This window comes from Streptomyces sp. NBC_01224 (assembly GCF_036002945.1).
GTDB lineage: Bacteria > Actinomycetota > Actinomycetes > Streptomycetales > Streptomycetaceae > Streptomyces.
The window spans coordinates 1,114,792-1,138,452 of the sequence record NZ_CP108529.1 but is presented as its reverse complement, the minus strand read 5'-3'; the positions used below and the strand labels follow the sequence as shown (position 1 = coordinate 1,138,452).

Here is a 23,661-nt window from a genome sequence, read left to right as displayed (position 1 = left end):
GTCGGCGTCTGCGGCGATGTCGTCACCGTGTGCGACCGCATCGGGGAACTCCTTCCCGAAGTCCTCGGCGGCACCATCGAGCCCGGACGGGTCCTCAACCTCGGGAGGCTCCTGGCCGCAACCGCCGAAGCCTGCGCGGCCACGGACGAGCGCCGCGTCGTCGAGGTCGTTCTCCGACCGTGAGGGGTGGTTCTTCCGCGATCCGGTGGGACCGGATGCTGCCGACCCGGTCCGGTGGTCCGGGACCGTGTCCTGTGCGGTGAGCCGTCGGCAGAGCCCTCTCCGTCGGCCGACGCGTCTCAACACCCCGGTGGGGCCACCTCCCAACAGGAGCGTGGCCCCACCGGGGCGTCGGGTAGTGCTCGGCCGACGGTTACTGGGCCGCCGAGTGCCAGTACTGCGACAGCAGCTTGCCCGCGTCGGGGGCGACGCTGCCGGGGTTGTTGATCGTTGCGACGTACGTCTGGGCGTTGTTGAGGACCACGCTGTTGTTGCCGGAGGCGGACGGCAGCCCGGTCTTCAGGTTCACCGCCCAGTTGAGCAGGCCCAGCCCGCAGCCACTGGCCCCCGGGACCGCGTACGTCGTGTCGGTCTGGTTGGCGCCCACGAGGCTGATCCGGCCCATGGGGCCGGTCGCGTCGGTGGTGCCGTCGCCGGCGAACTGCTGGGTGCTGATGGCCGGGCGCGTCAGGTTCTGCGGGCGGAGCAGGACCGGGTCCGAAGCGGAGCCGATGTAGCACGAATTGCCGAGGAACGGGTTCTCCAGGTGGATCCGCACCGGCAGTGTGATGATCGGCTTTCCGGTGGTGGTTCCCGCGAGGAGCTGGAAGCCGCTGGGGCTGTTGACGGACTCAATGGTGGCGGTCACCCGGTTGAGAGTGTTGTCGGTCAACTGGTTGCAGATGCCGGTGATCACGGGAATGTCGCTGGGGCACATCAGGCCGAGCAGTCCGCCGGGGATCTGCGCGGAGTCGGCGACGAGGGCGCCACCCGGAGGTGAGACCACGGTCGCCCCGCCGCCCGGATGCGTGACCACCCCGACCTGGAGGTCGCTGGCGCCCACCGGAACCACGGTGTTGCCGAGCTTGATGGAGCCGCTCGCCGAGTGCGAGGAGACGCAGACGGCGGTGTCGGTCGCCCCGTCCGCGGCCAGCATGGCGGGAGCGTCCACCGGACAGCGGGTGAAGGGCGCCCAGTTGCCGTTCAGGCTCGTGGCGGCGGTGGCCGACCCCATGGACGCGAAGGCGGCAAGTGCGGTGAACGAGGCCAAGAGCCCCACGCGCGCCCGGTTCGAACCAGATCTCATGTCTTCCCCTTTTTGAGGCAGCCGTCGTCGAGGCGGCCCGGTGAGTCCGGAGTTGCTCGGTCTGCCTGCGGCGCCCCGAAGCCGGCATGGTTCGGCCATGGCGTGAGGGGCGCGCAGACCATAGGTGTGCGGAATGCGGGTGCCGGGGTCCGCAGCGAGCAATGCCGGTTCGGACTCCCCATTCACCGAGCCGTGAGGTTACTGGCGAGAAACACTGGCGCACAATCCCGCCGTTTGGGAATCTGCCCGCGAATGTGGCTTCTCGTCCGCTGGTGAGTACTGGGCAAGGACACCTTGTCAATCGGTGCGCATGGATCCACGGCGGAACTCGATGCCGTCGCGACTCGTGACCTATACGGAATTCGGTCTCCCGCTTGTGCGTTCGCGCCGGTCCGGACGGTCGTCGGGCGGCCGGCGTGATCGCTGAGCTCCCGCCGCCAGGGCTGAGGAACTTGTCACTTGCCGATAAATGCCCCGGGGCTCCTGCTCAGACAATGCAAAGAACTCGACGGCTCGTCGCGGACTCGCGAAAACTTGGAGAACTTGTATTGCGGGCCAGGTTACTCGGCCGTAACGTCGCCCTCGTCAGCAACTCGGGCGGTGCGTCCGGAGCTTGCTCGCCCGTCAGGAAAGGAACTCCGTTGTGGCTCCCCACGCCGGGATTCCTTGCCCGGGAGCCCCCGGTCCCGTACCTCCGGGCGGGGCGGCGCTCTCGCTCCGGGGCCCCGCGGCTCCGGCCCTCTGGGCTGTGCGGTCCCGGCCTGCACCGACCGTTGCGAGTGCGCAGCTCTTTACAAGGTTTGAGTGAAAGCTTGTCACTGGATGACAAGTGGGCCGGTCGTTCACGAATTGGCTGTTCAAAGGCTTGTCCTGGCGGTGTCGGTGAACTTAACGTGCGCCCCTTGGCGCACTTCTGTCACTTCGTGAGCGCATGCAGGAGGTGGGATGGGAATCGAAGTAGTTGTCGAAGGCCTTACCAAGTCTTTCGGCAAGCAGAACATCTGGCAGGATGTGTCGCTCACCCTCCCCGCCGGCGAGGTCAGCGTCATGCTCGGCCCGTCGGGCACGGGAAAGACCGTCTTCCTCAAATCCATCATCGGCCTGCTGAAGCCCGAACGCGGTCGCGTCCTCATCAACGGCGTCGACATGGTGAACAGTCCCGAACGAGACATCATGGAGACCCGCAAACTCTTCGGGCTCATGTTCCAGGACGGTGCTCTTTTCGGATCGATGTCGCTGTTCGACAACATTGCCTTCCCCCTGCGCGAGCACACCCGGAAGAAGGAATCCGAGATTCGCCGCATCGTCATGGAGCGGATCGACATCGTCGGGCTCCTCGGTGCCGAGGGGAAGCTGCCCGGTGAGATCTCGGGCGGCATGCGCAAACGGGCCGGTCTCGCCCGTGCGCTCGTCCTGGACCCGCAGATCATCCTCTGCGACGAGCCGGACTCCGGACTCGACCCCGTCCGCACCGCCTACCTCTCGCAGCTCCTCATCGATCTGAACGCGCAGATCGATGCCACGATGCTGATCGTCACCCACAACCTCGACATCGCGGCGACCGTCCCCGACAACATGGGGATGCTGTTCTGCCGCAACCTCGTCACCTTCGGGCCGCGTGAGGTACTGCTCACCAGCGATGTGCCGGTCGTATCCCAGTTCCTCTCCGGACGTCGCGAAGGCCCCATCGGCATGTCCGAGGAGAAGGACGCCGCAACCCTCGCCGCCGAGCAGCTGAATGGCAGCTCCTACGACCACGGCTCAGGCCCGCGGACCGTCGTACCGCAGCTGGAACCCTCGCCCGGGATGCCGGTCCGCCGGGCCGTCCAGCGCCGCCGGGAGCGCGTCCTCGGCATGATGGGCCAGCTCCCGGAGGCCGCCCGGACGGCCATCATGAACAGCTACACCCCGGCCGCCGGCGGTGCACGCCCGTGACGGCCGAGATTCCGGTGCGGCCCCCCGAGCCGCCCACCACCGATGCGACGCCCCCGCGGCAGGCCCCCGTGCAGAAACAGCCGACGAGGCTGCTCGCACCGCTGCGCGAGACCGGGAAGCTGTTCGCGCTCGGCCTGTCCGTGACCCGCGCTGTCTTCCGAAGACCTTTCCAGGTACGAGAGTTCATCGAGCAGTTCTGGTTCATCGCCAGCGTCACCATCCTGCCGGCCGCCCTCGTCTCCATCCCGTTCGGCGCGGTCATCGCCCTCCAGGTCGGCTCGCTCACCGAGCAGCTCGGCGCCCAGTCCTTCACCGGCGGCGCCAGCGTCCTCGCCGTCATCCAGCAGGCCAGCCCGCTCATCGTGGCGCTGCTCATCTCCGGAGCGGGCGGATCGGCGATCTGCGCCGATCTCGGGTCGCGGAAGATCCGTGAGGAACTCGACGCGATGGAGGTCATGGGCGTCTCGCCCATCCAGCGCCTCGTCGTCCCGCGCGTCCTGGCCACCATGTTCGTGGCCGTCCTGCTCAACGGCCTGGTCTCCGTCGTCGGCACCCTGGGCGGCTACTTCTTCAACGTGATCATGCAGCACGGGACCCCCGGCGCGTACCTGGCCAGCTTCTCCGCCCTCGCTCAGCTGCCCGACCTCTACATCAGCGAGTTCAAGGCGCTGATCTTCGGGTTCATCGCGGGCATCGTCGCCGCCTACCGCGGGCTGAACCCGCGCGGCGGTCCCAAGGGCGTCGGCGACGCGGTCAACCAGTCCGTCGTCATCACCTTCATGCTGCTGTTCTTCGTGAACATGGTCCTCACGGCGATCTATCTCCAGATCGTCCCCGCGAAGGGGAGCTGAGAGAAGATGTCCATGCTCGGCTGGCTGGATCGCTCAGGCGATCAACTCACCTTCTACATACGCGCGTTGATCTGGATACCCCGAACCCTGCGCCGCTACCTCAAAGAGGTGCAGCGCCTCCTCGCCGAAGTCGCGTTCGGCAGCGGCGGCCTCGGTGTCATCGGCGGAACAATCGGCGTGATGATCGCGATGACGCTCTTCACGGGGACGGTCGTCGGTCTCCAGGGGTACGCGGCTCTCAACCAGATCGGCACGTCCGCCTTCACCGGCTTCATCTCCGCCTACTTCAATACCCGTGAGATCGCCCCGCTCGTCGCCGGGCTCGCTCTCTCCGCCACCGTCGGCGCCGGCTTCACCGCCCAGCTCGGCGCGATGCGGATCAACGAAGAGGTGGACGCCCTCGAAGCGATGGGCGTGCGATCCATGCCCTACCTCGTCACCACCCGGGTCATCGCGGGAGTCGTCGCGATCGTCCCGCTGTACGCGATCGGGCTGCTCTCGTCGTACGTCGCGTCCCGTTACGTCACCGTCCTGTTCAACGGGCAGTCGGAGGGCACGTACGACCATTACTTCAACCTCTTCCTCTCCCCGGACGACGTACTGCTGTCGGTTCTCAAGGTGCTGATCTTCAGCGTGATGGTGATCCTCGCCCACTGCTACTACGGATTCCGGGCCGAGGGCGGACCCGCCGGGGTCGGTATCGCCGTCGGGCGGTCGGTGCGCAACGCGATCGTGCTGATCAGCGTCACCGACTTCTTCCTCTCGCTCGCCATCTGGGGCGCCACGACGACCGTGAAGGTGGCCGGATGATGAACACCCAGACGGTACGCCGCAGGCTCGCCGGAGTCAGCTTTCTGCTCGTCCCCGCCGTACTGGCGTGGGTGTCTGTCGCGGTGTACAACAAGGACTTCACCCACGACGCCACTGTGACCGTACGGACCGGGACCGTCGGCAACGAGATGCACGACAACGCCGATGTGAAGCTGCGCGGCGTCGTCGTCGGACAGGTCCGCGACATCGCGGCCGATGGGGACGGGGCCCGGCTCACCCTCGCCATCCAACCCGACAAACTCGGCCGGATCCCGGCCGACGTCACCGCCCAGATGCTGCCCACCACCCTCTTCGGGGAACGGTTCGTGGCTCTCGTACCGCCGGAGATTCCCTCCGCGCAGTCGCTGAAGGCTGGGGCCGTCATCCCGCAGGACCGCTCCAGCAACGCCATCGAGCTGGAACAGGTCCTCGACAACGTCCTGCCACTGCTCACCGCCGTACAGCCGCAGAAGCTCTCCGCCACCCTCACCGCCGTCTCCCAGGCACTCGAAGGGCGGGGCGACAAACTCGGCGAGACCCTGGTCACGCTCGACGCGCACCTGAAGAAGCTCAACCCCCAACTGCCCAAGCTCAACGCCGACATCAAGAAACTCGTCAAGGTGAGCACCGTGTACGCGGATGCGGCGCCGGACGTTCTCGACGCGCTCACCGACTTCACCACCACCAGCGGCACCCTCGCCGAACAGCAGGCCGGGCTCGCCGACCTGTACGGGTCCACGACCGCCTCCGCCCAGGACGTCACCACCTTCCTGCGGAAGAACAAGGACAACCTCATCCGGCTCTCCGCAACAGGCAGACCGACGCTGGAGACCCTCGCGAAGTACTCGTCGGAGTTCCCCTGCACCCTGCGCACCATGGCCGGGTTCGTCCCGGCCATGGACAAGGCACTCGGCAAGGGCACCGATGAACCCGGTCTGCACGTCACGCTGAAGACCGTGCCCTCCAAGGGGAAGTACGTGGCCGGGAAGGACACGCCGGTCTACGACGCGACCGGCGGACCGCACTGCTACTCCCTGCCCTACGTCGGCAACACCGTGCCGACCGCGGATGCCCGCGCGGGGGCCGGCCGGGGCGCTCCGCCGGATTCCACGCTCGGCGCCCCCGAAGAAGTGGCGGCAGCGGACGCGTCCCTCGGCATGCCCAACTCCCCGCAGGAGAGCCGGCTCGTCAACGAGCTGGTGGCTCCCTCACTGAAAGTCCAGCCGCAGGCCCTGCCCGAGTGGAGCAGCGTACTCATCGGTCCGGCCTTCCGCGGTGCGGAGGTGAAGCTCAAGTGAAGCGCCGCTCCCTCGCCGGGCCACTCGCGAAATCGATCGTCTTCATCCTGGTCACGGTCCTGGCCACCACCGTTCTGGCCCTGTCCATCGCCAACACGGGCGTCGGCAGCACCGCTGCGTACAAAGCCCGGTTCACCGACGCGACCGGACTGATCGTCGGCGACAGCGTCCGGATCGCCGGGGTCAAGGTCGGGCAGGTCGAATCCATCGAGGTCGCCGACAGGCGGCTCGCCGAGGTCGGCTTCAGCGTCCAGAAGGGCCGGAAGCTCCCGGCGTCGGTGACCGCGTCCATCAAGTACCTCAACATGGTGGGCCAGCGGTACATCGACCTCGACCAGGGGGCGGGCCCGGTCGGCGAGAGCTTCACCGCCGGCTCGACCATTCCGCTCTCCCGCACCACCCCGGCACTCGACCTCACCCAGCTCTTCAACGGTTTCCAGCCGCTCTTCGAAGGGCTCTCCCCGCCGGACGTCAACGAGCTCGCCGGCTCCATCGTCCAGGTGCTCCAGGGCGAGGGCGGCACCGTCGACAGCATCCTGCAGCACGTCGGCTCGCTGACCGGCACCGTCGCCGCCAAGGACAAGGTGATCGGCGAGGTGATCAAGAACCTCAACACGGTCCTGAAGACCGTCAACGACCGTGAAGCCGGCTTCAACGACCTCGTCGTCACCCTTCAGAAGCTCGTCACCGGCTTTTCCGGAGACCGCAAACCGCTCGGCCGGGCGGTCACCGCGATGGGCGCGCTCACCACCGTCACCGCGGACCTGCTCAACGACGGCCGGGGGCCGCTCAAGGACGACATCAAGCAACTCGGGCGCCTATCCGACCGGTTGGCGGACAACTCGCCGAAGATCGAGAACTTCCTGGAGAAGACCCCGGCCAAGATGGCGGCGATCAGCCGCCTCGCCTCGTACGGCTCATGGCTCAACCTCTACCTCTGCGAGGCCAGGATCAGCGGTGTGACGACCAGCGACGGCAGCACACCGCCCACCGGCATCGAGATCACCCAGCCGAGGTGTCTGTCATGAGAATCAAGCCCGTACGGGAACGCAACCCCGTCGCCGTCAGCATCGTCGGCCTGCTGGTCCTGGCCCTCGTCGGACTCGCCGCCTACCGAGCCGACTCGCTGCCCTTCATCGGCGGCGGTACGACATACAGCGCCGACTTCACCGAATCGGCCGGGCTCGCCGACGGCGATGGAGTACGGATCGCCGGAGTGAAGGTCGGTGAGGTCACCGGGATCTCCCTCGACGGCGCCAAGGTGAAGGTCACCTTCCGGGTCAAGGGCGCCTGGATCGGCAACTCCAGCACCGTCGGCATCGCCATCAAGACACTGCTCGGCGAGAAGTACCTCGCTGTCGACCCGCTCGGCAACGCTCCGCAGGACCCGCACGAACGCATCACGGCGAGCCGCACCACATCCCCGTACGACGTCACCCAGGCGTTCAACGGCCTCGGCGAGACCATCGGGGAGATCGACACCGCACAGCTCGCCAAGAGTTTCGAAACGATCTCCGCCACGTTCAAGGACTCCCCGCCGGATGTGAAGAGCGCCGCGAACGGGCTGTCCGCACTCTCCAGGACCGTCTCCGAGCGCGACGCCCAGCTCGCCACCCTCCTCAAGGGCAGCAAACAGCTCACCAAGACCCTCGCCAACAAGAAGAGCAGCTTCGAAACCCTCCTGGAGGACGGCAATCTGCTCCTCGGCGAGATCCAGGCGCGCCGCGACTCCATCCATCTGCTGCTGACCGGCACCCGCGATCTGGGCACCCAGCTCACCGGGCTCGTCGCCGACAACAACAAGCAGCTGAAGCCGACGCTCACCGCGCTCGGCCGGGTCACCGCGGTCCTGCAGAAGAACCGCAAGAGCCTCGACAAGGTGCTGTCGCTCGCCGGGTCGTACAACAGGCTCGTCGGCAACACCCTCGGCAACGGCCGCTGGTTCGACAACTACGTCTGCGGTGTCGTCCCGAAGAACTATCTGCCCGCCGACACACCACCGGCGACCGGGTGTATGCCTCCCAAACAGGAAGGCGGCAGCTGACATGAGACTCACACGCATCGTCGGCATCGGCGCCGGACTCGCCGTCGTGGCCGTCGCGGCCACCACCGGGGTCATGTCCCTGGACGAAGAAGGAACGACAACTGTCACCGCGTACTTCGACCAGGCCACCGGTGTCTACGCCGGATCGGACCTCCGGATCCTCGGTGTGAGGGTCGGCACCGTCGAATCGGTGAAACCGCGCGGCAAGGAGGTCGAGGTCGTCCTGCGCGTCGACAAGGGCATCAAGGTCCCCAAGGAGGCGCACGCCGTCGTCGTCGCGCCGAGCCTCGTCGCCGACCGGTACATCCAGCTCGCACCCGCCTACGACGGGGGAGCGGTCCTGGCAGATGGCGCCGAACTGCCCGCCGCGAACAACGCCACGCCCGTGGAGGTGGACCAGTTGTACGAGTCCATCACCGAACTCACCGGCGCGCTCGGACCGGATGGGGCGAACGCGCAAGGCGCGTTCGCCGGGCTCCTCGACACCGGGGCGAAGAACCTCAAGGGCAACGGCAAGGACATCGGCGACTCCATCGAACAGTTCGGCAAGGCCACGAAGACCCTCGACAAGAGCAGCGGGGACCTCTTCGACACACTGTCCTACCTGCAGACCTTCACCACGATGCTGAAGGAGAACGACGGCGATGTGCGCGCCGCCGAGCAGCAGCTGAACTCCGTGACCGGCTTCCTGGCAGACGACAAGAAAAACCTCGGTGCCGCGCTCAAGGAGCTGGGCACCGCACTCGCCCAGGTCAAGACCTTCATCCAGGACAACCGCGGGGCACTCAAGAAGAACGTGGACGCCCTGGTACCGCTCACCCAGACCCTCGTCGACCAGCGGGCCTCGCTCGCCGAGTCCCTCGACACACTGCCGCTCTCCGCGGGCAACGTCATCAACGCGTACGACCCGACGAACCGGACCCTCAACGGCCGGACCGACCTCAACGAGCTCAGCATGGGCGGGCCGCTCACCGAATCCACCGTGAGTCTCGAAGGGCTCTCCCCGGTGACCGCCGAACGGCAGAAGACCCTGCCTTCGCTGCCGCTCCCGGCCGTGGGCACCGTCTACGGCACGCCGGAGGACACCCGGACGACGAAGAACAACGAGAACAAGGGGGCGAACCGATGAGCCGTACCCTCCGCAGACCCGGAGCCCTCGCGACCACCGGTGCCGCCACCCTGATCGCCTTCGGCCTCTGCTGCGTCCTCGTCGTCAGGGGCTGCGAGGCCCCGCGGTTCAGCGGCATCGACCAGCTGCCGCTGCCCGGCGGCGCGGACCTCGGAGACCATCCGTACGAGATCACCGCCGACTTCGCGGACGTACTCAGCCTCGCCCCGCAGTCCTCGGTGAAGGTCAACGACGTCTCCGTCGGCCGCGTCACCAAGATCTCCCTCGCCCCGGACAGCTGGCAGGCCAGGGTCACCATGCGCGTCAACGGGAAGGTGGAACTGCCCGCCAACGCGTATGCCCACCTGGAACAGTCCAGCCTCCTCGGCGAGAAGTACATCCAGCTCTCACCACCCGCGACCGGCACCGCCCGGGGCACGCTCACCGACGGTGCGAAGATTCCGCTCACCCGCACCAACCGGAACCCCGAGGTCGAAGAGGTCCTCGGCGCCCTGTCGATGCTCCTCAACGGCGGCGGCCTCAACCAGCTCAAGACCATCACGACCGAACTCAACAAGGCGTTGGCAGGGCAGGAACCGCAGATCCGGTCCATGCTCAGCCGCGTCGACACCCTCGTCACCGACCTCGACGACCACAAGAAGGACATCACCGAGGCACTCGACGGTGTCAACCGGCTCTCCACCACCCTCGCCACCCGCAAACAGGACGTGGGAAAGGTCCTCACCGGGCTCAGCCCCGGAATGAAGGTCCTGGAGAAGCAGCGCGGCTCGCTCCTCACGATGCTGCGCGCACTCGACACCCTCTCCACCGTCGCCGTCGACACCGTCAACAAGAGCAAGGCGGACACGATCGCAGACCTGAAGGCCATCGCCCCCACCCTCAAGGCGCTCGCCGACTCGGGCAACGACCTGCCGGACTCCCTCCAGGTGCTGCTCACCTACCCGTTCACGGACGAGGTACTGCGCGGTGTCAAGGGCGACTACCTCAATGTCTACCTGGACATGACGGCCGCCCCCGGCACGCAGATCATCCCGCCCTACGACCCGGACGCCGACACGGCGACCGGAACGCCGGCAACGGCCGGATCGGCCGGCTCGGGACTGCCACTGCCGCTTCCCTCGATCACCACTGAGGGAGCGACCACGACCACGCCGTCCGGAACGCCTTCCCGGAAGCCGTCCCAGAGATCTTCGGACAAACCGTCGGACATGCCTTCGGCCTCGGAGGGGAGCAACTGATGATCACCCTCGCCATCCGGCTGAAGAACATCTCGTTCCTGATCATCGCAGTGCTGGTGCTCGGCTATCTGGGTGTCCGCTACGCCGACCTCGGCCACTACATCGGCATGCGTGACTACTACACCGTCAAGGTCCAACTCACCCGGACCGGTGGGCTGTTCACCCACTCCAACGTCACCTACCGGGGGGTCTCCGTGGGCCGCGTCGGCCCGATCGAACTCACCGACGACGGTGTGGAGGCCGAGCTGCGCATCGACAAGTCCGCACCCCCCATCCCCGACGACCTGAAGGCCGTCGTCGCCAACCTCTCCGCCGTCGGCGAGCAGTACGTCGACCTGCGGCCGACCCGCACCGACGGGCCCTACCTGGCGAACGGCTCGGTCATCGACCTGGCGGACACCACCGTCCCGGCACCGGTGACGAATGTCCTCACCAGTGTCAACGACCTCGCCGGTTCCGTCGACCTGGAGTCGCTGCGGACCGTGGTCGACGAGTTCGGCACCGCGTTCGACGGGCGCGGCGACGACCTCCAGGTCCTCCTGGACACCGGCAGCGACTTCGTGCAGGCGGCCGACGACGCACTGCCCACCAACACCAAGCTGATGGCCGACGGCGAGACCGTTCTGCGCACCCAGGCCGAACAGGGCGAAGCACTCAAGGGATTCGCCTCCGGGGCCAAGGAGCTGGCCGCCCAGCTCAAGGGCTCCGACACGGACCTCCGCAAGCTGATCGCCGCCGCGCCCGATGCGACCGAGCAGATCAGCGGACTGCTGCGCGATCTCGACCCCGGTTTCGGGATCGTCGTCGCGAACCTCCTCACCACGTCCGAGGTCGCCGTCACCCGGCAGCGCGGCATCGAGGAACTCCTCGTGAAACTGCCCGCGGTCGCCGCGGCCGGAGCGAGCGCCGTGGACGAGGACGGCGCCCGGTTCGGTATGTCGGTCACCTTCTTCGAACCGCTGCCCTGCACCGCCGGATACGGCGGCACGACCTATCGCAACGGTCTGGACACGACAACCGGCCCCGAGGTCAACACCAAGGCGCGCTGCACCTCCTCACCCGGCACGGGCATCAACGTACGCGGCAGCGCCAACGCGCCGAAGGGCCCAGCCGTACCCGAACCCGCCAAACCGGGCTCGATGCTCCTGGGCGCCGACGCGGGAGGCACGCTCCCGGGCGCACTCGGGGCCACGGCGAACACGTCACCCGCCACGAACGGCATGGCCGGGCTGCTGGGACTGGAGGCCGGCGAGTGAACCCCCGTACCAGAGGTCTCATGGGCTGGGCGGTCGTGCTCGGTGCCGTACTGATCTGCGCCTTCGGCGTTTCGTCGTACACACAGGCGCGCGGCGACGACACCCTCGCTTACGTGAAGAGCCGCGACGCGGCCCTGGCGGCGGGCAAGCACCATCTCGCCCGGCTGAACAGTCTGAACGGCAAGGACGTCACGAGCGTGGACGCGGGGCTGCGGCAGTGGCTCGATGTCTCCACCGGGCCGCTGCACGACCAGCTGAAGCGAACCCGGAGCAAGGATGCGAACGACCTGACGAAGAGCGGCAGCACGGCCCGCGGCACCGTCACCGACGTGGCGCTCACCGCGCTCGACGATCGCGCCGGTACGGCCGAGCTGATCGCGACCGTCGACGTCCGCGTCACACCGCGCACCGGCGGGGCCGGCACCGAGCGCAAACGGTTCGAGGCCACTCTCACCCGTACTCCGGACGGCTGGAAGGTCAAAGCACTCACCGCGATTCCGGTGGGTGCCGCATGAGGTGTGGAGGAGGACGGCGATGGTGAGCACCGAGGAGAAGACCGAAGCCGAGGTGGAGGAGCCCAAGAGCCCGGAGTCCACCGGGGACGAGCCCGGCGAGGCCGGGGAATCCGGGTCCACCCGCCGCCTGTGGCGCACCGCGGTCGTGCTGCTGGTCGTCGCCCTGGCCGTGGCGGGAGCCGGATTCTTCGTCCGGGCCCAGCAGATGAGGGACACTCCCGCCACCGACAATCTGGCGCTCAGCGACACCGAGGCGACGACCCGCGTCGTGGGCGACGTGAGCAGCGCACTGGGCAAGGTCTTCTCGTACGGTCCACAGGACACCGCAGGCACCAAGGAGTCCGCGAAGCAGCTCCTCGGCGGAAAGGCGCTGCGGCAGTACGCGGCTCTGTTCGGCCAGGTCGAGAAGCAGTCCAGGGACCAGAAGCTGACCCTCACCACGCATGTCGTACGCGCCGGGGTCAGCCGTCTCTCCGGCACCAGCGCCCATCTTCTCGTCTTCCTCGACCAGGTCTACGAGCGCCGGGGCAAGCCCGCCACCACGGCGGCCGCCCAGCTCTCCGTCACCGCCGAACTCCGGGACGGGCACTGGAGAATCGTGGACATCACCTCCAGATAGCCAGGCCACAGCCACAGCCACAGCCACAGCCGCAGCCCATCGGGCATTCACCGCTCAGCTCAGCCGGCAAGGGAGAGACAGCAATGGCACGGGTACGGACGACGAAGAACCCACTGGTGGTGGCGGCGATCGTGCTGACGGCCCTGGCGGCCGGCAGCGCGGCCTGGGGCGGCTGGTCCTGGTACGGGGCCGCGCACGACGACTCGGCCGGCTACGGGCAGACCCGCGACGACGCCCTGGCGGCGGGCGAGCAGGCCGTGCAGAACCTGAACACGCTCGACCATCAGAAGCTGGACCAGGGTCTGGACAGCTGGGAGGACTCCACCACCGGCGATCTGCACCAGCAACTCGTGGACGGGCGCGGCGGGTTCGAGAAGCAGATCAAGGAAGCGAAGACCGTGAGCACCGCCAAGGTGCTGTCCGGCGCGGTCACCGAACTCGACGGCCGGACCGGCAAGGCATCGGTGATGGTGGCCTTGCGGATCACCGTGACGGCACCGAAGGGAAAGCCCGCGGTGAAGGAGAGCCGGATGCTCGGCCGGCTCACCCGCACGTCCGAGGGGTGGAAGCTCAGCGCCCTCGGTCAGGCGCCGGTCGGGAACACGGCCGGCTGAAGCCGCCCGGCCCCATCCGATCCATTCCATCACCGAGAGGAACTCCGGACATGCCGACGACCCGCCACCTCGTGAACCGTCAGCGCCGGTTGGCAACCGTGGCCGCCGCGGAGCGCACGACCGCACCACCGCGCAGGAAAGCGCGGACCGGTGAGCACGAGCAGCAGTCCGTGGTCACACCGGACCTCGAGGAGTCATCGGATTCCCGCGACGCAGAGCAGACGGAGGAAGAGGAGGCCGACGAGGCGCGGGGTGAACAGCCGCGCACAACGCCCCGCCTGCGGATCCGGCTCCCTGCCGTGCTCTGCGCGCTCACCGTCCTCCTCGGCGCCTTCGCCGCCTGGTCGTTCACCGCGGCCGACGGGCTGCGCGGCGACGCGAGCCGCCGGAACACCGCACTGACCGACATCAGCCGTACCAGCGAGGTGAAGGGGCAGATCTCCGAGGCGGTGGGTGCGGTCTTCTCGTACAACTACGCCGCCACCGCCAAGTCCGAGCAGGCGGCGCGGACTTACCTGGTCGGAAAGGCCGTTCAGCAGCACAAGGGCATGCTCGCGGAGGTACGGGCGCAGGCGCCGAAGCAGAAGCTCGTCCTCACCACGACCGTCACCGAGAGCGGTGTGGAGCTCCTCGACGGCGACCGGGCCCGGCTGCTGATCTTCGCCGACCAGAGCAACACCCGTACCGGCAAGTCGGACGAGACGACCTACGCGGCGGCCATGTTCGCCGTGGACGCTGTTCGCCGCGGCGACACCTGGCGGATCTCCGCCATCGATACGTTCACCCAGTGACCCGGGGGAGAGGGGAGCACGCATGAGGTTCAACGGCACCATGCGCCGCGGAATCGGCGGCACGGCAGCCGCGGTCGCCGCGATGGCCGCACTCACCGCGTCCCAGGCACCAGGACTCGTCCGCCATGAACAGACCGCGAGGGAGCGCCAGGAGGCCGACGAGGTCACGTGGTCGCACGTGCCCAACGACGACTCCTACCACACCGAACTGCCGCCGCTGCAGTCGCCGGAGCCGCCGAAGGCAGGTGTGAAGCAGAGCCCGGCCGTCGCCCGGTCCTGGGCCGAGGCGGGCATCCCGGCCACGGTGCTCGCCGCCTACCGCAAGGCGGAGAGCGCGCTCGGCCGCACCGACCCCGGATGCCATTTGCCGTGGCAGTTACTCGCGGCGATCGGCAAGGTCGAGTCCGGCCAGGCCGGCGGGGGTCGGGTCGACGCCCACGGCACGACGCTGAGCCCGATTCTCGGGCCGGTGCTCAACGGCGCCGGCTTCGCCAACATCCCGGACACCGACGGCGGCGCGTACGACGGTGACAGGACGTACGACCGGGCGGTCGGCCCGATGCAGTTCATCCCCTCAACCTGGGCCCATTGGGGCAAGGACGGAAACGGTGACGGCCGCCGCGATCCGAGCAACGTCTACGACGCCGCGCTTGCCGCCGGGTACTACCTGTGTGCCGGACCGCGCAATCTGTCGGTGAAGGCCGATCTGGACCAGGCGATCCTCAGCTACAACCACTCGGACACCTATCTGCGCACAGTGCTGTCGTGGCTGGAGTTCTACCGCAAGGGCATCCACCCGGTGGCCGACGGCAAGGGCCCCGTACCGAAGAGCCCCGGCGCGGGCGGACCGAACAAGCCGACACACCCGGTGGGCGGCCCCGGTGCCCCGGGCGGCGGCATCATCGTGGGCCCGCAGCCCGGCGGTTCGCCCGGCCCCTCGTCATCGGCGTCCCCGAAGCCCTCCGAATCGCCGACCGGCTCCCCGCACCCCACCGATCCGGCCGGCTCCCCCGATCCGACCGACAGCGGACCGGCCTCCCCGGACCCCGGCACGTCGAGCCCCGACCCCAGTACCTCGGCACCCGACCCGGGCACGGACCCCGGCTGCCCGACGGACTCCGCATCCCCCGATCCGACCGACTCGGCCGGACCCACCGAGTCTCCGTCGCCCGACCCGGGAACGAGCGAGGACCCGTGCGCCACGCCGTCGGGCTCAGCGTCCGCCGGCTGACAGCACCTCGGCCAGGTCGTACCGCACCACCTCTTCCAGCTGCGCGTAGGTGCAGCTGTCCGGGGTGCGGTCCGGCCGCCACCGGCGGAACTGGGCGGTGTGCCGGAAACGGTCGCCCTCCATGTGGTCGTACGCCACCTCGCAGACCCGCTCCGGACGCAGCGCCACCCACGACTGGTCCTTCTTCCCGGACCAGCGGCTCGGCGTCCCGGGCAACCGGGCGCGTTCGTGGGCCTCGGCGTCCGCCCAGGCCGCCCACGGATGGCCGGTGAATTCGATGCGCAGCGGCTCCAGCTCCGTGACCAGCTCCTCGCGCCGCTTCATGGAGAAGGCCGCACAGACTCCGACGTGCTGCAGTACGCCATCGGAGTCGTACAGGCCGAGCAACAGCGAGCCGACGACCGGGCCGCTCCTGTGGAAGCGGTACCCCGCCACCACGCAGTCGGCGGTCCGCTCGTGCTTGATCTTGTACATCACCCGGGTGTCGGGGCGGTACGGCAGATCGAGCGGTTTGGCGATCACACCGTCGAGCCCCGCGCCCTCGTACCGTTCGAACCACTCCTGGGCGAGGGCCGGGTCCGTGGTCGCCGGTGCGAGATGGACGGGGGCCGACGCACCGGACAGGGCCGCCTCCAGAACGGCGCGGCGGTCGGACTGCCTGGTGGAGAGCAGCGAATCGTCGCCCACCGCCAGGATGTCGAAGGCGACCAGACTGGCCGGGGTCTGCTCGGAGAGCAGCCGCACCCGGGAATCGGCGGGGTGGATGCGCTCGCTGAGCCGGTCGAAATCCAGCCGGCCGTCGTACGCGATCACGATCTCGCCGTCGATCACACAGCGCGGCGGAAGATTGTCCCGGACAGCGGTGACCAGCTCGGGGAAGTAGCGGGTGAGCGGCTTTCCGGTGCGGCTGCCGATCACCACCTCGTCGCCGTCGCGGTGCACGATGGCACGGAAGCCGTCCCACTTGGCCTCGTACTGCATACCGGGCGGGATCTTCGAGACGGACTTGGCGAGCATCGGCTTCACAGGCGGCATCACCGGCAGATCCATGACCCCGATTCTTGCCCATGGGTGGACATACGTCTCCCGATATGCGGCGTATGTGAGCCAGGCCTACCGTGACCGTCATGGGTGCAGCGGGAAAAGCGGTGGAGCTGGAAGCCGACGGTCGGGCCGTACGGCTGTCCAGTCCGGACAAGGTCTACTTCCCGGAGAAGGGCTACACGAAGAGGGACGTGGCCGAGTACTTCCTGGCCGTGGGCCCCGGCATCACGCGCGCCCTGCGCAACCGGCCGACCACCCTCCAGCGCTTCGTGGACGGTGTCGAAGGCGAGTTCTTCTACCAGAAGCGGGCCCCGAAGAACCTCCCCGACTGGATCCCCACCGCCAGGATCGCGTTCCCCAGCGGCCGCCCGGCCGACGAGATCTGCCCCACCGAGCTCGCCGCCGTCATCTGGGCGGCCAACCTCGGCACGCTCACCTTCCATCCCTGGCCGGTCCGGAGCGCCGACACCGACCATCCGGACGAGCTGCGCATCGACCTCGACCCGCAGCCCGGTACGCAGTACGCCGACGCGGTGAGGGCCGCCCATGAGCTGCGGTCCGTGCTCGACGACCACGGTCTGCGCGGTTGGCCCAAGACCTCCGGCGGCCGGGGCATCCATGTCTTCGTCCCCATCGAGCCACAGTGGACCTTCACCGAGGTCCGGCGCGGCGCCATCGCCGCCGGGCGCGAACTGGAACGCAGGATGCCGGACCGGGTGACCACCGCCTGGTGGAAGGAGGAGCGCGGCGAGCGGATCTTCGTCGACTTCAACCAGACCGCGCGCGACCGCACGATCGCCTCCGCCTACTCCGTACGCCCCTTTCCGCACGCCCCGGTCTCCGCCCCGCTGCGCTGGGAGGAGATCGACGACGCCGAACCGGGCGACTTCGACATCAGGACCATGCCGAAGCGCTACGCGGAGGTGGGCGACGTGCACGCGGACATGGACGAGCACGCCTTCCCGCTCGACGGGCTGCTGGAGCTGGCGGACCGGGACGAGCGGGAGCGCGGCCTCGGCGACATGCCCTACCCGCCGGAGTACCCGAAGATGCCGGGCGAACCGAAACGGGTCCAGCCCAGCAGGGCCCGGCACGACGAGGACGGCGATGCATGAGCGCACCCGACCTGGAGCCCGTCACCCCGCGCGGGGAACATGCCCGGCCCCCGGCCCGCGGTGACCGATGGGCGGCGTTCAAGGCGTCCCCGTACCTGCCGGCCGTCGTGCTTCTGTTCATCATCGCGGCCGCGGCCGGTCTCTTCGCGGGTTCCTACACGTACGCGATGGCCAACCCGACCCCGCGCAACATCCCGGCCGCCGTGGTCGGCGAGCTCGGCACCCCGCGCGACAAGGTCTTCCTCGACCGGCTGGAGGGCGCGCTCGACACCTCGCTGGTGCTGCGCGAGTACGCCACCGGAGCCGCAGCCCGCATCGCGCTGGAGGAGCAGAAGGTCTTCGCCGTCCTGCGGTCCGAGAACGGCGGGGTCGGCCTGGATGTCGCGAGCGCATCCGGAGCCTCGGTCGCCCAGTTACTCGCCGAGTCCACGCTGAAGGTGGGGGAAGCGGCCCATGTGCCGGTGAAGGTCACGGACGTGAAGCCCCTGCAGCGGGGCGATCCGCGCGGCCTCGCTCTCTTCTACATCTCGCTCGCCGCGGTGATCGTCGGGTTCATCGGCGCGATCCAGCTGAGTGTGCACGCCAAGGCGCTGGAGCCCCTGGAGCGGATCGGGTTCACCGTCGTCTACGCCCTGCTCGGTGGGTTCGCCATCGCCGCCGTGGTGGACTGGCTGCTCGGCTCCGTCGACCTGCCGTTCGTCCAGTCGTGGATGATCCTCGCCTTCACCATGTTCACCACGGGCATGGTCTTCAACATGTTCAACGCCCTGATCGGGCGCTGGGCGATGATCCCCACCTGGGGACTGATGGTGATGCTCGGCAACCCGTCCTCCGGTGGCGCGGTGTCCTGGCCGCTGTTGCCGTCGGTGCTCGGCTTCATCGGCCGCTGGCTTCCCCCGGGCGCCTCGGTCAACGCCCAGCACGCCGCCGTCTACTACCAGGGGCACCAGCGGGTCTTCCCGTACCTGGTCCTCGCCGGCTGGGCGCTGGTCTCCTGCACGGTGTTCTGGGTATGGCGCCACCGGCACCCGGGAGGCCGTGACCACATGCCTCAGCATGCGGCCACGGCCACCTGATGGTGCGGGCCGGCTACAGCTCCTTGATCCGGATGTCGCGGTACGAGACCACGTCCGTGGTGCTGTGGACCTGGAGTCCGATGTAACCGGAGGCGTACCGCCGGCCGTCGGTGCCCGGGTCGTCGCCACGCGGCGGCTCGAAGACCTGGCCGCCGTTGTTGTCGAACTCGTTCAGCAGGACACCGTTGCGGTAGACCGAGTAGTGCTGGTCCACCACCCGGATCTCGTAGTCGTTCCAGGTGCCCTTGGGCGTGACCCCGGCGCCGGCCAGACCGATCCGGTCGAAGCCGTAGATCGATCCGGTCTTGTACATGTCGCCGTCCGGACGGTCGAGGATCTGCACCTCATGGCCGTACTTGATGGCGACCCACTCCGGACGCGACTCCTCCGGGTTGTCGTGGACGTTCGGGAAGCGGACGAACACACCGCTGTTGGCGTTGCCCGTGCCGGGGGCGTCGTCGCGCCACTGGAGCTTGAGCGAGAAGTCGCCGTACTGCCGGCCCGGGAACCAGAGCATGCCCATGCCGTCCACGGTGGTGGAGCTGGTGATCGTGCCGTCCGGATTGAGCCCGAACCTGCCGCCACCGACCTGCTGCCACTTGGCGAACGACGACGCCGTGCCGTCGAAGAGCTTCTTGTAGCCCTCGTCCTGGCCCGGCTCGCCGATCCCCGACTGCTTGGCCGCCCGGTAGATCTTCTTGTGCTCGCGCGCGTCGATCACACCGGCGGCGAGCAGCTTGTCGAGGACGCTGTCGACGTGCTTGAGGAACAGCGCGTGCGACGACCAGTCCTTCTCGTCCTCGATCAGCTCATTGATGGTGCAGCGGTTGCCGGTGATGCGGTTGGGCACCCCGGTGTCGACCGTGCCGACGATGACGGTGAGCCGCTCGTCGAACTCCGGGCAGTTCGGCGCCGGTACGCCCCCGCTCTCTGCGACGGTGAACGACACCTGCTTCGCCACGGAGGTGTTGCCGGCCTTGTCCGTCGCCCGGTGGGCGACGGTGTGATAGCCGACGCGGTCGACGATGACGGTGGTGGTGTACGCGAGGTACGGGCCGCCGTCGAGCGAGTACTCGATCCTGTCCACGCCCGATTCGGCGTCGGTCGCGGTGACCGTCACCTTGGCGCTGGTGATGTAGGCGTTGTCGGAGTTCTTGTCGCCCTCGACCTTGGCCGAGGTCTCCGGCGGCGTCTTGTCCTGCGTCGGCGGTGCGACGACGGTGAAGTCGACCGACTTCTCGGCCGCCGTGTTGCCCGCCCTGTCTGTGGCCCGGTAGCGGACCTGGTGCGTGCCGGTCTCGTGCACCATCACGGGCGCGGTGTACGGCTGCCAGGCGCCGTCCGCCCCGATCGCGTACTCGATGGTGTTGACGCCGGACCCGGTGTCGGAGGCGGTCACGGTGACCGTCGCCATCCCCAGGTACTGCCCCTGGTCGTCCTTCTCACCGGACACGGTCGCCGAGGTCTCCGGAGGCGTCTTGTCGTCCGTCGGCGGCGCGGCGACCGCGAAGCCGACCGACTTCTCCGCTGCCGTGTTGCCCGCCTTGTCGGTGGCGCGGTACCGGATCGTGTGCGTCCCGACCTCGTTCACCACGATCGGTGTGGTGTACGGCTGCCAGGCGCCGTCCGCCCCGACCGCGTACTCGACGGTGTCGATACCGGAGCTGTCGTCGGTCGCCGAGAGAGTGACCATCGCCTGACCGATGTACGCGCCGTCGGCGTTCTTGTCGCCGTCGAGCTTCGCGGAGGTCTCGGGCGCGGTGGTGTCCGTACCGCCGCCGTCCGTCACGGTGAGAATGCCCTGCATCGCCTCGTGCCCCGGCATGGTGCAGTGGTAGAAGTACCGGCCGGGGGAGAGTGTGACCTCGGCGGTGTGCTTGCCGCCCTGGTCGTCGGCCGGGTTGGCCAGGATGTTCAGCGCGACATCGTTGTTGAACTCCGGGTCCGAGACGGTGAACGTGAGGGTGTGCGGCATCCCCGTGGTGTTGCCGGTCGCCGCGCTGTTCTCGAAGACGATGGTCGCCTTGCCGGCCACCGCGGTCTTCGGAGCGGACAGATAGTGGTCGATGGGGTCGCCCGCCGTCCAGGTGAGGACCTGGTCGGCCGCCGCAGCGGCGGGCGACACCGTACGGCCGTAGGCCGCCGTCGAGGTCAGCCCCAGCACCATCAGGAACGAACCCAGCAGGGCGAGCCACAGCCGGGCGGGCCGGTACCGCGGTCGCAAGAAGATCGATCGGTGTCTCACTGCACTGCCGCCTTCCTGGCCAGATCCTCGGCGGCCGGGGTCGGGCCGCCGCCCTTGTACGTCACACGCCACAGCGCGGACTTGGAGTCGGAGGTGAAGAAGCCGCGCCCGTAGTCGAGGACATACAGCGAACCGTCCGGGGCGAACTTCCAGTCCATCAGGTTGCGGATGCCGTCCGCGCCGACCGGGATGATCTTCTTCAGGGACTCGGCGTGCGTGGGCAGACCGCCCTTGCCGGCCGTCTTCGGGTCGGTGAGCACGGCGTGCCGCGGCTGGGTGTCGTCGTAGAAGTCACCGACGAACCACTTGCCGTCCCAGTAGGAGGGCCACTTGTCGGCGCTGGTGCTCGCCGCGTCGAACCGGTAGACCGGGCCGTTCATCGTGGCCTGACCGCCGCCCTTGAGCCACGGCAGCAGCTGCTTCTGCTCCTCCACCTTGTAGCTCGGGATGCCGTTCGCGTCGCGCGGGTAGTCCACACCACCGCCCTGCGGCGAGTACCAGATGGTGTTGGACGTGATCGGCGGCAGGTTCACCAGGCCGTCGTTGTTCGGAGACTCGTTCTTGGGGTGGTCGCAGTCGTACCAGCCGAGCGGCTTGCTCGGGTCGGGCAGATTGCGGTCCCGGTAGGGCTGCTTGTTGCCCATGCAGTACGGCCAGCCGTGGTTGCCCGCCTTGGTGATCGCGGCGAACGTGTCGTACTTGGCCGGACCCCAGGTGGTGCTCGGCGAGCCCGCGTCGGGGCCGACCCAGCCCGCGTACAGCGTGTCGGTGGTCTTGTCGACGGAGATCCGGGCAGGGTTGCGCACCCCCATCACATAGATCTCGCCGCGGGTCCTCCCGCCGCCTTCATCGGGCTCCTTGCCGGTGAAGAGATTGCCCTCGGGGAGCGTGTAGGTGCCGTCGTCCTCGGGGTGGATCCGCAGGATCTTCCCGTTGAGGTTGTTCGTGTTGCCCGCGGTGCGCCGGGCATCGGCGAAGGAGACGCCCTTGTAGTTCGGCTGCGGGTTGTTTCCGGAGTAACCATCGCTGAAACCGGAGGAGTTGTTGTCACCGGTGGCGATGTACAGATTGCCCTTGGAGTCCCAGGCCATCCCGCCGCCCGCATGGCAGCAGCTGTGGATCTGGACCGGCCAGTGCAGCAGCACCTTCTCGGACGACAGATCCAGCTTGTTCGTGGTCAGGTCCAGGGTGAAGCGGGAGACCTGACGCACCGCCATCTGCTTGTCGCGGTCGATCTTCGAGTGGGGCGTGTAGTGGAGATACACCCAGCCGTTCTTCTCGAAGTCCGGGTCCAGCTCGATGCCGAGCAGTCCCTCCTCGACCTTGACCAGCTCGTCGCCGCCGCCCTTGTTGCCGAAGATGGTCAGCTCACCGGCGAGGGTGACCTTCTTGGTCTTCGGGTCGTAGACATGGATCTGCCCCAGCCCCTTGCCGATGTCCGGGTTGTTCCAGTCGGTGACGACCGGCTTGCTGCTGTCGGCGCCGCCGCGCCCGATGTACAGCACCCGCCCGTCCGGGGCGACAACCAGGCCGTGCGGCTCGCCGATCTGGTCGTTCTGGCCCGGCTGATTGGGCTGGGTGACGCGCTCCGCCTTGTAGTTGGAGTTGATCGTCGCCTTGCAGTCGGCCTGCGAGATCCGCGTCGTCCAGTCGAGCGCGCCGCGCAGATGGTCGCGGAAGTCGGTCTCCGCGAAGCTGTCGACCGTACCGCCCATCGCCGTGTAGAAGGACCTGCCGCCGTCGTAGTCCCGGCACCAGGAGACCGGGTGGTCCCAGCCGTTGGCGCTCGCGCCCGGCTTGTACGTGATCTCCCGGACGCGCGCCACGGTGTGTACATCACCGGACGGATTCTTCGTCCAGTTCAGCCACTTGTCCGGGCGCTTCCACTCCAGCGGCAGATTCTTGGTCGCCGGATGCTGGCGGTCTCCGATCTCAACCGCCGCACGCTGTACGCCGGTTGGGCTGCCGGCCGCCGGACGGGCCCCGATCAGACCGGTGAACCAGTCCGAGTACGGCTCGGTGCGCGCCGCGTCGTGGATGCCGAGGAATCCGCCGCCCGCCTCCATGTACGCCTCGAGACCGGCCTCCTGCTCCGGGTCGAGCACATCGCCGCCACCGGTCAGGAAGACGACGGCGTTGTACTTGCCGAGCTGCTTGCCGTTGGTGAAGACGGCCGGGTCGTCGGTGGCGACGGTCCTGAACCGACCGGCCTCCGGCCCGGTGAGCCCGATCTTCTCGATCGCCGCGATCCCGGCGTCGACGGTCGGGGACTCCTCGGTGGCGGAGGCATGGAACACCAGCACCTTGACGTTGGCGCCGCCCGGCGGCGACGGTAGGGATAACGTTGTCACGAGGCTTCGCGGCGGTTCCAGATAAGGTCTGGCGCTGGCGGCGTTGCCGCCGAGCAGGGAAGCGGTCAGTGCGCCGGCCGTCAGGGCCACCGCAAGTCCGCGTCGCGATCTGGACCTGTGATGTGGTGTGCGCTGCATGTGGTCACCCACCCCTCTTTGGTCACTGCAACAGCGGATGAAGCTAGACCTCTTT

The 23,661-nt window shown here is 68.3% G+C and carries 21 protein-coding genes; 17 read left to right on the top strand and 4 right to left on the bottom strand.

Annotation, left to right across the window (positions count from 1 at the left end):
• Positions 1-27: 27 nt before the first annotated feature.
• Complete coding sequence (locus OG609_RS05035) at positions 28-183, top strand: hypothetical protein (protein ID WP_327271661.1); 156 nt, start codon at positions 28-30, stop codon at positions 181-183.
• 190 nt (positions 184-373) lie between these two features.
• Here OG609_RS05035 and OG609_RS05030 read toward each other — a convergent pair whose 3' ends face one another.
• Positions 374-1,306: a hypothetical protein gene (locus OG609_RS05030; protein ID WP_327271660.1), complete on the bottom strand. Its 933-nt coding sequence runs from the start codon at positions 1,304-1,306 to the stop codon at positions 374-376.
• 945 nt (positions 1,307-2,251) lie between these two features.
• Between OG609_RS05030 and OG609_RS05025 the strand changes: the two genes are divergently transcribed.
• From OG609_RS05025 to OG609_RS04960, 14 genes are all read left to right on the top strand, one after another.
• Positions 2,252-3,241: an ABC transporter ATP-binding protein gene (locus OG609_RS05025; RefSeq protein WP_327271659.1), complete on the top strand. Its 990-nt coding sequence runs from the start codon at positions 2,252-2,254 to the stop codon at positions 3,239-3,241.
• Complete coding sequence (locus tag OG609_RS05020) at positions 3,238-4,092, top strand: MlaE family ABC transporter permease (protein ID WP_327271657.1); 855 nt, start codon at positions 3,238-3,240, stop codon at positions 4,090-4,092. The genes OG609_RS05025 and OG609_RS05020 overlap by 4 nt, the downstream gene beginning before the upstream one ends.
• A gap of 6 nt (positions 4,093-4,098) precedes the next feature.
• The gene (locus OG609_RS05015; protein WP_327271656.1) at positions 4,099-4,902 is read left to right on the top strand and encodes an MlaE family ABC transporter permease; all 804 of its coding nucleotides are present in this window, start codon (positions 4,099-4,101) and stop codon (positions 4,900-4,902) included.
• Complete coding sequence (locus tag OG609_RS05010) at positions 4,899-6,200, top strand: MCE family protein (RefSeq protein WP_442817937.1); 1,302 nt, start codon at positions 4,899-4,901, stop codon at positions 6,198-6,200. Before OG609_RS05015 ends, OG609_RS05010 begins: the two co-directional genes overlap by 4 nt.
• The gene (locus OG609_RS05005) at positions 6,197-7,228 is read left to right on the top strand and encodes an MCE family protein (RefSeq protein ID WP_327271654.1); all 1,032 of its coding nucleotides are present in this window, start codon (positions 6,197-6,199) and stop codon (positions 7,226-7,228) included. The genes OG609_RS05010 and OG609_RS05005 overlap by 4 nt, the downstream gene beginning before the upstream one ends.
• On the top strand, positions 7,225-8,244 hold the full coding sequence (locus OG609_RS05000; RefSeq protein WP_327271653.1) for an MCE family protein: 1,020 nt from the start codon (positions 7,225-7,227) through the stop codon (positions 8,242-8,244). Before OG609_RS05005 ends, OG609_RS05000 begins: the two co-directional genes overlap by 4 nt.
• 1 nt (position 8,245) lies before the next feature.
• Entirely contained in the window at positions 8,246-9,373 is a 1,128-nt protein-coding gene (locus OG609_RS04995; RefSeq protein ID WP_327271652.1) for an MCE family protein, read from the top strand.
• Complete coding sequence (locus tag OG609_RS04990) at positions 9,370-10,611, top strand: MCE family protein (RefSeq protein WP_327271651.1); 1,242 nt, start codon at positions 9,370-9,372, stop codon at positions 10,609-10,611. The genes OG609_RS04995 and OG609_RS04990 overlap by 4 nt, the downstream gene beginning before the upstream one ends.
• Positions 10,611-11,867 carry an MlaD family protein gene (locus tag OG609_RS04985; protein ID WP_327271650.1) on the top strand — a complete coding sequence of 419 codons (1,257 nt, stop codon included), beginning with the start codon at positions 10,611-10,613 and terminating at the stop codon, positions 11,865-11,867. Before OG609_RS04990 ends, OG609_RS04985 begins: the two co-directional genes overlap by 1 nt.
• Complete coding sequence (locus tag OG609_RS04980; RefSeq protein WP_327271649.1) at positions 11,864-12,382, top strand: hypothetical protein; 519 nt, start codon at positions 11,864-11,866, stop codon at positions 12,380-12,382. Before OG609_RS04985 ends, OG609_RS04980 begins: the two co-directional genes overlap by 4 nt.
• 19 nt (positions 12,383-12,401) lie before the next feature.
• Positions 12,402-13,001: a hypothetical protein gene (locus OG609_RS04975; RefSeq protein ID WP_327271648.1), complete on the top strand. Its 600-nt coding sequence runs from the start codon at positions 12,402-12,404 to the stop codon at positions 12,999-13,001.
• A gap of 83 nt (positions 13,002-13,084) precedes the next feature.
• On the top strand, positions 13,085-13,615 hold the full coding sequence (locus OG609_RS04970) for a nuclear transport factor 2 family protein (RefSeq protein ID WP_327271647.1): 531 nt from the start codon (positions 13,085-13,087) through the stop codon (positions 13,613-13,615).
• A 50-nt stretch (positions 13,616-13,665) separates the two neighbouring features.
• Positions 13,666-14,406 carry a hypothetical protein gene (locus OG609_RS04965; protein WP_327271646.1) on the top strand — a complete coding sequence of 247 codons (741 nt, stop codon included), beginning with the start codon at positions 13,666-13,668 and terminating at the stop codon, positions 14,404-14,406.
• A gap of 22 nt (positions 14,407-14,428) precedes the next feature.
• Positions 14,429-15,637: a lytic transglycosylase domain-containing protein gene (locus OG609_RS04960; protein ID WP_327271645.1), complete on the top strand. Its 1,209-nt coding sequence runs from the start codon at positions 14,429-14,431 to the stop codon at positions 15,635-15,637.
• On the opposite strand, the gene OG609_RS04955 is transcribed toward OG609_RS04960, so the two are convergent.
• Complete coding sequence (locus OG609_RS04955) at positions 15,620-16,687, bottom strand: ATP-dependent DNA ligase (protein WP_327271644.1); 1,068 nt, start codon at positions 16,685-16,687, stop codon at positions 15,620-15,622. The two genes, OG609_RS04960 and OG609_RS04955, sit on opposite strands and share 18 nt — an antisense overlap.
• A gap of 98 nt (positions 16,688-16,785) precedes the next feature.
• On the opposite strand from OG609_RS04955, the gene ligD reads away from it, so the two are divergent.
• Both ligD and OG609_RS04945 read left to right on the top strand, forming a co-directional pair.
• Positions 16,786-17,796, top strand: a complete 1,011-nt coding sequence (ligD, locus tag OG609_RS04950; RefSeq protein ID WP_327277941.1) for a non-homologous end-joining DNA ligase — start codon at positions 16,786-16,788, stop codon at positions 17,794-17,796.
• Positions 17,793-18,872 (top strand): ABC transporter permease, encoded by a 1,080-nt coding sequence (locus OG609_RS04945; RefSeq protein WP_327271643.1) that lies wholly within the window; start codon positions 17,793-17,795, stop codon positions 18,870-18,872. Before ligD ends, OG609_RS04945 begins: the two co-directional genes overlap by 4 nt.
• A 13-nt stretch (positions 18,873-18,885) precedes the next feature.
• Here OG609_RS04945 and OG609_RS04940 read toward each other — a convergent pair whose 3' ends face one another.
• Both OG609_RS04940 and OG609_RS04935 read right to left on the bottom strand, forming a co-directional pair.
• A complete protein-coding gene (locus OG609_RS04940) occupies positions 18,886-21,039 on the bottom strand; it encodes an OmpL47-type beta-barrel domain-containing protein (protein ID WP_442818058.1) in 2,154 nt (717 codons plus the stop codon).
• Between the two features lie 74 nt (positions 21,040-21,113).
• Positions 21,114-23,606 carry a ThuA domain-containing protein gene (locus tag OG609_RS04935; RefSeq protein WP_327271641.1) on the bottom strand — a complete coding sequence of 831 codons (2,493 nt, stop codon included), beginning with the start codon at positions 23,604-23,606 and terminating at the stop codon, positions 21,114-21,116.
• Between the last annotated feature and the right edge of the window lie 55 nt (positions 23,607-23,661).